Below are 10628 nucleotides of genomic sequence, written 5' to 3' on the forward strand. Positions count from 1 at the left end.
TTGCTTCTAATCGGAGCCTTTAGCTTATGAAGCTAAGATGTACTCAGCGATCTTGTCACCCATTTCAGAGGTAGTCAGCGCTTGGTTTTTGCCAGCAAGGTCTGCCGTTAGCTCGCCTGCAGAAAGTGCTTTAGAAACCGCTGCTTCGATGTCTTGTGCTGCCGCTTCTTCGCCTAGGCTGTAACGAAGCATTAGGGCTGCAGAAAGGATTTGCGCGACTGGGTTTGCGATGTTCTTACCTGCGATATCTGGTGCGCTGCCACCTGCTGGTTCGTATAGGCCGAAGTTGCTTTCATTTAAACTTGCAGAAGGAAGCATACCCATAGAGCCAGTGATCATTGCGCACTCATCAGAGATGATGTCACCAAAGATGTTTGAACATAGCATTACGTCAAACTGAGATGGGTCTTTGATTAGCTGCATGGTCGCGTTGTCGATGTACATGTGGTTTAGCGTTACATCTGGGTAATCTTTTGCGATCTCTTCAACGACTTCACGCCATAGGATAGAGCTCTGTAGAACGTTCGCTTTATCGATTGAGTAAACATTTTTGTTACGTAGGCGTGCAGATTCAAAAGCAATCTTTGCAATACGTTCGATTTCGTAGCGGTGGTAAACCTCGGTATCAAAAGCTTTTTCCGTTGCGCCTTCGCCTTCACGGCCTTTAGGTTGGCCGAAGTAGATACCGCCTGTTAGCTCACGGACTACCACGATGTCGAAACCGTTACCTGAGATGTCAGCACGTAAAGGAGAGAAAGACTCTAGACCTTTATGGATTTGAGCTGGACGTAGGTTACAGAACAGTTGGAAGTGTTTACGTAGAGGAAGTAGGGCACCACGCTCTGGTTGGTCGTTCGGTGGAAGGTGTTCCCATTTAGGACCGCCAACCGAGCCAAAAAGTACTGCGTCAGATTCTTCACAGCCAGTGACTGTTGCTTCTGGAAGTGGACAGCCGTGGTTATCAATTGCAATACCACCAACATCATACTCTTCGCGAGAAAAGCTAATCGCGTGCTTCTTTTCGATCGCGTCTAGCACTTTATGCGCTTGTTGCATTACTTCTGGGCCAATGCCATCACCAGGTAGTACGGCAATTTTGTATGATTTATCAGTCATGTTAATCCTTTAATTCTTTGTTACTGAGCTATTTAGCTCGTTTTAAATTTTGTCCCTAAAGCCAATAACATCGGCTCTAGGGCTCTGTTATTGGGTGTTTAAACTGTTGCGATTCTTTGTTGTTTCATTTCAGCAATGGTGTCTGCGCGTTGAATGCTATTAATAACGTGCAGTAGCGCCTGACCAGAGGCCTCAACGATATCCGTTGAAACGCCTGTACCGTGGTACTTGCGGCCTTTGTAGTTCGCAATAATATCAGCTTGGCCTAAGCCATCTTCGCCTTCACCTTTCGCGGTAAGGTCGAATTTATCCAATGCAATTTCGTAACCCGTTAAGCGGTAGATACATTGGTATAAAGCATCAACCGGGCCGTTACCGACAGCCGCTTCGCATTTCTCTTCATCACCACATTGCAGCTTGATGCTGGTGGTAGACATAACACTACCAGATTGTACGCTTAGGTAGTTAAGTTTATAGAAGTCATCTTCGTCACGTAGATTTGCGAAGTGCATTAGTGCTTCTAGGTCGTAATCGAATACTTGGCCTTTACGGTCAGCCAGTTTCAAAAAGTCTTCGTACAATGAATCTAGGTTGTACTCATTGTCTTTGTAGCCCATTGCGTCCATGTGGCTCTTAACGGCTGCACGACCACTGCGGCTGGTTAGGTTCAATGCTTTGTTTTTCAAGCCAATAGACTCAGGAGTCATGATCTCGTAAGTGTTCTTGTTCTTAAGCATGCCGTCTTGGTGGATACCTGAAGAGTGGCTGAATGCGTTAGCACCGACGATTGCTTTGTTGTCTTGAATTGGCATGTGGCAAAGCTGGCTAACCAACTTACTGGTACGGTGAATCTCTTGATGATCCAAACCAGTATGAACACCTAGTAACTCTTGGCGAGTTTTGATGATCATTGCGATTTCTTCTAAAGAACAGTTGCCCGCACGCTCACCGATACCGTTAATAGTACCTTCAACTTGACGAGCACCGGCTTGTACCGCAGCAATTGAGTTAGCAACCGACATACCCAAGTCATCGTGACAGTGAACAGAGATGATTGCTTGGTCGATGTTTGGAACGCGATCAAATAGCGTTTTGATAATGCCACCAAACTCGTTAGGTACTGTGTAGCCCACTGTGTCTGGAATGTTGATGGTTTTCGCGCCCGCGTTGATTGCCGCTTCAACCATACGACATAGGTTATCGATAGGCGTACGACCTGCATCTTCACAAGAGAACTCAACATCGTCTGTGTAGTTGCGCGCATGCTTTACCGCTTTTACTGCCATATCGACAACATCGTCGTAGCTACGGCGTAATTTATCTTGCACGTGAACCGTTGATGTAGAAATGAAGGTGTGAATACGGAACTGCTCAGCGACTTTTAACGCTTCTGCAGCGGCATCGATATCCTTCGCTACAGCACGAGAAAGTGCACAGATTCGGCTGTCTTTAATATTTTTTGCGATGGTTTGTACTGACTCAAAGTCGCCTGGTGATGACACCGGAAAGCCCGCTTCAATAACATCTACACCCAGTCGTTCAAGTGCATAAGCGATCTGTAATTTCTCTTTTACCGTTAAGCTTGCAGCCAACGCTTGCTCGCCATCACGTAAGGTAGTGTCAAAAATTATCACTTGATCGTTCATGGGTGCTTCCTTATATCGATAATGAATCGATTGCTATCCAAATTATTATTAAGAATGATGTTCTTTTAAAAGTGCCAGTTACAAAAAAACCCGCTCAGCGCGGGTTTTAATATTTGTGTAGTTCTTGACCCACAACTTACCCGCGCGATTGGTTCACGATAAGGAGAAGTTTCAGCAGTCGAGAAGAAGAAAAAATCATTACACAAATATCCGTAAATAAACTGTTAACACCATATTTACCGCAATTTATTCTGAGCGTCAAACAAGAAAATCCAATATCAGCGTGCTTTGGCGGTGTTTTTTTTTGGTTTGTGCTGCTTGCGTGTTGTTTGCTGGTGTTATCAGCTGATTGAGTGTTTTGTACTGGGCGGTTAGTTTATCGTTTGGCTGATGTGTAGGTTAAAACTTTGTAGTAAATCTTTTTGATGGAACGATTCACCAATAAAATTAAAAGGGTGGCTAAATTAATTAATCATTTGATTAAATAGTGAGTAATTAATCTTCTACAACCATGTCGATTTATCCCTATAATTAATCGTGTGATTAATTATAGGGATAGGTCTCAGTGATGGCAGCGCGTAAAGCAGGGCGACCTCAACAGAATCTAGATGTACGGCAGTTACTCATTGAGCACGCTCGAGATCTGTTCGTGGTTCAACCGTACGACAAGGTATCGACTCGCTTAGTTGCTGAGCGAGCGGGTGTGAATATTGCGATGATTCGCTATTACTTTGGCAGTAAAGCCGGATTGTTTGAGGCGATGCTGCGTGAAACATTACGCCCTATGCAATTACAAATGCAGAGACTCGTTGATGAAAGCAGTCATGAGAACTTTCTTGATTTAATGCGGACTTACTACAAAGAGATGGTCAAAGTGCCGAAGTTTCCTCGCTTGATAGCCCAAGTGATGAATATGCCTCCCTCTGAAGTGCAAAGAGAGTTGCTCGAAAAGGTTTTCCTCGATGTTGCAAAGCCAGCCCAAGATGTCATTTTTGAAAAGTTGGTTGAACAAGGCATCTTAAAACAGAACATGGATCCAAAATTGTGCCGTATTTCGTATGTAAGCTTGATGGTGTTTCCTTTCATCGCTCCGCCGCCTTTATTGGCAATTCATGGGATTGAGATTAATGAAGAATTTCTTAATCGTTTAATCGAACACAACATTCAATTGATGACTGAAGGCTTTATTAACGCACCGAGCCCTTCTTCCGTGCAGGACCAAAGATAATGAAAATAAATAAAAAACTACTCTTCTTTCCAGCACTTGCGGTTGGTGTTATTGGCCTTGTCGCCGCGATTAACTTGAAGCCGGATCTTCCAACCAAACCTGCGGGTGATAGGGCTCGCTTAGTTGATACTGTGAGCCTAGAACAACAACTGATAGCGCCGTTAGCGGTCGGCTTTGGCAAAGTAGTGCCGAAAGTTGAATGGAAAGCGATTGCTGAGGTGACAGGACAGATCGTGTATCGACATCCAGATCTTGAAAAAGGCCAGGTGATCCCTGCAGGAACGGTCGTGCTCAAGGTTGATCCATTGGATTACGAATTGAAACTGATACAAGCAGAGGCGGATCTAAAATCAAGCCAAACCTCATTAGCGAAATTGAATCAAGAAGAAGACAACCTTAATCAGACTCTTAAGATCGAAAAGAATCGTTTGGTGATCAGCAATAAAGAGCTACAACGTAAACAGGATCTGCGTAAGAAAGGGCTCACCTCTCAATCGGATGTCGACCTGCAACAACAAAGCGCATTGTCTCAGCAGAAGTTGGTATTAGATATCGCGAACCAAATCGCGTTGATGCCAGATGAAAAGCGTGTTGCGGAAGCGGTGATTAAGGTCAACGTGTCTAAGGAAAAAGAGGCGCAGCGCTCTCTCGATAAGACCACGATCACTTTGCCAAGAGCGATGCGAATTGCTCAGGTTGATATCGAACAAAATCAAGTGGTTAACCTTCAGCAGGAGATGTTTATTGCTCACGGGATTAATGTCATGGAAGTAGAGGCGCAACTTTCTATTCACGATATGCAAACTTTAGCCTCCAGCTTTAACCAATTTCCTCGCGATGCTGCAGGAATCCCTAATCCTTATGAAGCGCCAATCAAAGCAAGCATTCAACTTAACAGCGGCAACCTGAACCTCAGTTGGCCAGCGAAGGTGGCAAGAATCAGCGAAACAGTTGATGAAAACCAAGCGACGGCGGGGATTATTCTCGAGATCGCTCAAGATTACTCACAATTGCAACCAGACAGCGCGACGCCTTTGGTTAACGGTATGTTTGTCAAAGCTGAGATTGAGGGTGTCGCCAATCTAAGTTGGGTGGTTCCAGAGCGAGCACTGCATGGTGATAAGGTTTACCTGATGGATGACAACCAGCGTTTGCAAGTGGTCAATGTTGAAGTGCTTTATCGCAGAGACAATCAAGTGGTTGTGAGTGGAGAGCTACAAACTGGAGATAAACTGGTTCTCAATGATGTCCTGCCAGCAATAGAAGGCATGTTACTGAGAGAGTCCAACTCTGAAGAGGCTGAGCTTGAATCAGATACTCAGGAGAGTGCGTCATGATCAAGTTTTTCTCTCGGCACCCAACAGCAGCAAACTTGTTGATGCTTGGGTTGTTGATCTTGGGTATAAGCTCACTATCAACCATCAAACGTGAAACCTTCCCCGCTTACGATCCGCCTTACATTATGGCTGCGATTGTTTATCCCGGCGCCTCTCCACAAGAAGTGGAAGAGAGCTTGTGTGTGCGAATGGAAGATGCAGTAGACGGCTTAGCCAACATTGAAGAAACTCAGTGTGAAGCCATCGAAGGCAGCGCTCGTTTAATTCTAAAGTTAAATGAAAAAGCGGACATCGGCCGAATGCTGGTGGATGTGCAAACCCAGATCAACTCGATCAATGATTTCCCAACTGAGATTGAATCGCCTGTTGTTCAAGAGCTAGATTGGAATGAACCGGTTGTCGATATCGCTATAACAGCCGAAACGTCGTGGCCAGAACTTAAGGCCTACGCGGAAGATCTTAAGCGCACCATGAAGCTTGATTACGATGTCTCTTTGGTCGAGGTTAGCGGCTTCTCGGATCATCAATATCGAGTGGAACTGGATACCCAAGCTATTCGTCAGTTGGGTTTGAGTGTCGGTGATATCGCGGATCAAATTGGTCGACAGAATGTAAAACTGCCGAGTGGTAACGTTGAAACACCAGACAAAAACTTTCTGATTCGTTTCGACGAGAGACGAGTTACGCCTGTTGAGCTGGAAAGCATCGTGGTTGGATCTGCGCCTAATGGCTCGGTGATTCGTTTGAGAGACATAGCCAAAATAACCGACCGCTTTGAGCTTGATGAACAAAAGGTGTTATTTGATGGCAAGCCTTCGGCGCTGCTTAAGATCAGTAAGAACAAAGAAGACGATGCGCTGCGAATCAAAGAGAACGTAACACGATTCGTTGAAGATCAAAGCGCGATTGCTCCTGATGGCGTGACACTACAAATGACCAACGATCTATCTTCTGTACTTTGGGATCGTCTAACCATGATGGTGAGCAACGGCTGGCAAGGTATTGTGCTGGTGTTCGCAACTATGTGGCTGTTCTTCAGCTTACGTTATTCATTTTGGGTGGCTGCTGGCCTGCCAGTTGCCTTCCTTGGTGGCTTGTTCTTAATGGCCAACCTTGGTTTGTCGATTAACATTATGTCGCTGGTCGGGTTGTTGATGGCAATCGGTATTATGATGGATGACGCCATCGTGATCGCCGAGTCGATAGCGTCCCATTTAGATCGGGGGCAGAGCGTAGATGATGCGGTGTACAACGGCGTTAAGAAAGTGCTTCCTGGAGTTCTGTCTTCTTTCTTAACCACGGTGTGTATTTTCGGTAGCTTACTGTTTCTTGATGGCGAGATGGGTGCGGTGCTTAAGGCCGTTCCTCAAGTATTGATTTTGGTGCTGTCGTTGAGCTTGATTGAAGCCTTCCTGATTCTACCTAATCACTTATCTCATTCATTACATAAAGAAAAAAATGATAAGCCAGCGCTGCGCTTTAAAGTGGTGTTGCTTGAGAAGTTTGAGAACTTCCGTAATACCACTTTGATGAACATGGTTGAGAAAGTCGTGACCTTCCGCTACGCCTTTATGGGCGGAGTGATTACGTTGTTGTTACTTTCGGTCGCCTTGATTGCTGGTGGCGTTGTTAAGTTTCAACCTTTCCCTGAGCTAGATGGTGATATCGCCGAGGCGCGTATTATTCTTCCGCCGGGCGCATCACTGTCTCAAACCGAGAAAGTGGTCGACAAAATTGTCGCGTCTGCTGAGCGTTTGAACAAGCAATGGAGCGAAGAGGTTGAAGAAGGCAATACACTGGTCGAGCACATAACTAGCCAATTCAATGCTAACGCCGATGCCAATGAATCCGGCCCGCACTTAGCCACAGTGCGCTTAGATTTACGCGGAGCAGAGAGTCGTAATACGGTTATCGATGATTTCATTGATGCGTGGCGAGAGGATATTGGCGATTTAGCGGATCCTATTTCATTGGTGTTCAAGCAACCGACTATGGGGCCGGGCGGTCGTGCTATTGAAATCCGCGCCAAACACGATGACCTGAGCGCATTGAAATCCGCTTCTTTGGATATTCAGGAATACCTTAATCAGTTTGATGGCGTGCACGGCGTGCTGGATGACATGCGTATGGGTAAAGAAGAGATTTTGGTGAAGCTGCGTCCGGGCGCTGAGACCTACAATGTGAATGGACAGATGATCGCTTCCCAATTACGTGCGGCTTTCTTTGGTCAGACAGCGGATGAGATTCAAATCGGTGTTGAGAATATCTCGATTGAAGTTCGTCTTGATAAAGAACAAGCGGGTGATTTACAGCAGCTGGCTAACTTCCCAATCATCACTGCAGACGGCAGTCAGATTCCATTAGCAACATTGGCAACGTTAGATTTTCAGCGTAACTATGTGCGAATCCAACGTATCGATGGGTTGAGAACCATCAGTATCTTTGGTGATATTGATAATAAGAAAGCGAGTTCATCCGCGATTTTGGCTCAGTTCCAAAAAGATGAAGCCGCCAAACTTATTCAGAAGTACCCGGGTTTACGCTTTGATTTCGAAGGGGAGGCCAAGGATGCAGCCAAGACGGGCGCTTCGATGGGCAAAGGATTCTTGCTCGGCTTATTCGGCGTGTTTGCGATTCTTAGCTATCAGTTCAGAAGCTATTTAGAGCCTGTGGTCGTGATGTTAGCGATTCCACTCGCTTTTATTGGGGTGGTCGTTGGTCACTGGATACTTGGCCATTCTTTGAGTATGCCAAGCATGATGGGCTTTGTGTCGCTTGCCGGAATTGTGGTTAATGATTCCATCTTGTTGGTGCAGTACATTCGTCACCATGTCGATGAGGGAGATAGCGTGCATGACTCGGTGGTGAAAGCCAGTCGCGAGCGTTTCCGAGCGGTATTCTTGACCTCAATGACGACTGCGGCAGGTTTGCTACCGCTGTTGACGGAAACCAGCTTACAGGCTCAGGTTATCCAGCCACTGGTTATTTCGATCGTATTCGGCATATTTGCCTCGACCTTATTAGTATTGTTTATGATCCCAGCGGCCTACGCGATATTGGCGGATTTCGGTTTGGTGAAAAAGCACGAGCCATTAGCGCTATAACTTTTAGTGCTATAGCCTTTAGCGCTATTATCATTAGCGAGCACTATTATCATTAGCGAACGCTATAACCATTAACACGATAGAAGTAGCGTTTGCTTGCTTATATAAAGAAGTAAAAACATAGAAGAATAAAGCGGCCTTGGGTCGCTTTATTTTTATCGACAGTTTCTAGGCCTCATCAGCTTGCTTAGCGAAAGCGGTCAATTCGCCTCAAAATTCATTTTAGTTCATTCAAAACGTCACTTAACTGTCATTTCAGGAGCATAACTTGAGCCTTAACTGAATAAGGATTGTTAAGGAGATTGTATGCGTACTATCGAACCTATTGTCCGCTGGGATGTGGCATTTTCTGTTTTCTGTTTAAAGAGCCGTTATAGCGGACAACAGGCGACACTCAGTAAGGCGGTGTCTCATACTGGAGATGGACACCTTTACGTTTTGATTGCTTTGGTTGCACTACTGGCTGACGGTTACACCGGACGAGACTTTCTTTTGGTGGGCTTAACTGCCTTTGCAATCGAGTTACCTATTTACTGGTTTGCCAAAAATACCCTCAAGCGTCGCAGACCCGCTGAATTCTCTTCATTGCTTTACTCCCATATTGTGCCATCTGATAAATACAGCCTGCCTTCTGGGCATTCCGCTGCGGCTTTTGTTATGGCGACTCTAATCGGACATTTCTATCCGAGTTTATATCTCTTTAGCCTGATTTGGGCGGCAGCGATTGCTGGCTCTCGAATCCTACTTGGTGTGCACTTTTTAACGGACGTACTGATTGGCGCAGCCTTGGGCATCGCTTGTACTAGCCTTGCTATCAGCTTCATTCTGTAATCATTTTGTTGGCAACAACCACTGCCGAGCTTAAGTGGCAAGCATAAAGGAACATGCATGAAAATTTTATATGGCGTACAAGGCACAGGAAATGGGCACATCGCTCGAGCGAGAGCAATGGCCGTCGCTTTTCGTCAGCAAAATATTGATGTCGATTTTCTGTTCTCTGGGCGAGATGAGAGCAAATACTTTTCGATGGAAGCGTTTGGCAACTATCAGACCCGCAGCGGCTTAACTTTTTACAGCGAGCAGGGGCAGGTTAAATACGGCAAAACATTCATGAAGAACAACATCTGGCGATTTCTCCGTGAGATTAACCAGATCGATCTTACGCCTTATGACTTAGTGATTAATGATTTTGAGCCTGTCACTGCATGGGCGGCTAAGAGACAAGGTGTGTCATGCATTGGGATAAGCCACCAGAATGCGTTTCGTTATGATGTACCCAAAGAAGGGGGCAACTGGATTGAACATTCAGTGATTCAACATTTCGCCCCAACCGAGCACTCTATTGGCTTGCACTGGTATCACTTTGAACAGCCGATTTTGCCGCCTATCGTTCACACGCTGGTTGGTGATCAACAAATAAAAACAACACAAGATTTTACGTTGGTCTATTTGCCATTTGAGGATCTTGAGTCGATCTCAGAGCTGCTGATGAAGTTCATTTCGCAAAACTTTGTCTGTTACCACCCGGATGTGATTGAGCATAGCCGAGTTGAAAATATTGAGTTCAAACCACTGAGTCATGCGGGCTTTCAATTCGACCTCAATCAGTGCTCTGGTGTGGTCGCAAATGGCGGCTTTGAATTGCCATCTGAAGCCTTAACCTTAGGGAAGAAATTGCTTCTCAAACCACTCGAAGGGCAGTTCGAACAACAGAGCAATGTGGCGACGCTAGAGGCCCTTGGGTTAGCTCAAACCATGACGTTTTTAGATGCGGCTATCTTGCGTGCTTGGCTCAGTGAAAAACAGGCCGAAGTGGTCACCTATCCAGACGTGGCAAGTGCACTCGTTGAGTGGGTATTAGCAGGGAATTGGTCTAATCAAGATGATTTAAGAAAGCAACTTTGGGACAAGGTCGACTTTCCAAGTTATGCATCGCTCACCTAACTCATAAGTGCTATTTCTAAATTGACCGGTTGAACAATTCACGAGTTCAATAAATTGTAACAAATGTAACCAAACGATAGAACAGCTAAATAAGTCGAAATTAAACTCATAAGTGACGCATTTTATGTTTTTTTATAACTCTATAAATAATTGATTTTTAGATGTTGTTTAATCATTAAGGTAAAATAAAGTTATTCTTTATCAATCTTGTTGGTAGCTCGAGATGCATTGGTTAATAGTAATGTCAATCCGA

Annotated in this window: 7 protein-coding genes; 5 read left to right on the forward strand and 2 right to left on the reverse strand. The window is 45.2% G+C overall.

The window, feature by feature from the left end:
* Positions 1-24: 24 nt before the first annotated feature.
* Positions 25-1116 (reverse strand): 3-isopropylmalate dehydrogenase, encoded by a 1092-nt coding sequence (gene leuB, locus AB4512_RS05970; RefSeq protein ID WP_017061390.1) that lies wholly within the window; start codon positions 1114-1116, stop codon positions 25-27.
* A gap of 98 nt (positions 1117-1214) precedes the next feature.
* Positions 1215-2762, reverse strand: a complete 1548-nt coding sequence (leuA, locus tag AB4512_RS05975; RefSeq protein WP_017066940.1) for a 2-isopropylmalate synthase — start codon at positions 2760-2762, stop codon at positions 1215-1217.
* Between the two features lie 568 nt (positions 2763-3330).
* On the opposite strand from leuA, the gene AB4512_RS05980 reads away from it, so the two are divergent.
* From AB4512_RS05980 to AB4512_RS06000, 5 genes are all read left to right on the forward strand, one after another.
* Complete coding sequence (locus AB4512_RS05980) at positions 3331-3990, forward strand: TetR/AcrR family transcriptional regulator (protein WP_017062933.1); 660 nt, start codon at positions 3331-3333, stop codon at positions 3988-3990.
* Positions 3990-5327, forward strand: coding sequence for an efflux RND transporter periplasmic adaptor subunit (locus AB4512_RS05985; RefSeq protein WP_372174616.1), 1338 nt, complete (start codon positions 3990-3992; stop codon positions 5325-5327). Before AB4512_RS05980 ends, AB4512_RS05985 begins: the two co-directional genes overlap by 1 nt.
* The gene (locus AB4512_RS05990; RefSeq protein WP_136982217.1) at positions 5324-8431 is read left to right on the forward strand and encodes an efflux RND transporter permease subunit; all 3108 of its coding nucleotides are present in this window, start codon (positions 5324-5326) and stop codon (positions 8429-8431) included. Before AB4512_RS05985 ends, AB4512_RS05990 begins: the two co-directional genes overlap by 4 nt.
* A 306-nt stretch (positions 8432-8737) precedes the next feature.
* Entirely contained in the window at positions 8738-9262 is a 525-nt protein-coding gene (locus AB4512_RS05995; RefSeq protein ID WP_372174618.1) for a phosphatase PAP2 family protein, read from the forward strand.
* 57 nt (positions 9263-9319) lie between these two features.
* The gene (locus AB4512_RS06000) at positions 9320-10375 is read left to right on the forward strand and encodes an MJ1255/VC2487 family glycosyltransferase (protein WP_017062929.1); all 1056 of its coding nucleotides are present in this window, start codon (positions 9320-9322) and stop codon (positions 10373-10375) included.
* Positions 10376-10628: the final 253 nt, after the last annotated feature.

The organism is Vibrio sp. 10N.222.52.B7 (assembly GCF_041474275.1).
Taxonomy (GTDB): domain Bacteria; phylum Pseudomonadota; class Gammaproteobacteria; order Enterobacterales; family Vibrionaceae; genus Vibrio; species Vibrio crassostreae_C.

Bases quoted from the DNA above. Each gene is read 5' to 3' on its own strand.
- AB4512_RS05980 (WP_017062933.1), top strand. From the start codon at position 3,331: ATGGCAGCGCGTAAAGCAGGGCGACCTCAACAGAATCTAGATGTACGG.
- AB4512_RS06000 (WP_017062929.1), top strand. From the start codon at position 9,320: ATGAAAATTTTATATGGCGTACAAGGCACAGGAAATGGGCACATCGCT.
- AB4512_RS05990 (WP_136982217.1), top strand. From the start codon at position 5,324: ATGATCAAGTTTTTCTCTCGGCACCCAACAGCAGCAAACTTGTTGATG.
- AB4512_RS05995 (WP_372174618.1), top strand. From the start codon at position 8,738: ATGCGTACTATCGAACCTATTGTCCGCTGGGATGTGGCATTTTCTGTT.
- leuA (WP_017066940.1), bottom strand. From the start codon at position 2,762: ATGAACGATCAAGTGATAATTTTTGACACTACCTTACGTGATGGCGAG.
- AB4512_RS05985 (WP_372174616.1), top strand. From the start codon at position 3,990: ATGAAAATAAATAAAAAACTACTCTTCTTTCCAGCACTTGCGGTTGGT.
- leuB (WP_017061390.1), bottom strand. From the start codon at position 1,116: ATGACTGATAAATCATACAAAATTGCCGTACTACCTGGTGATGGCATT.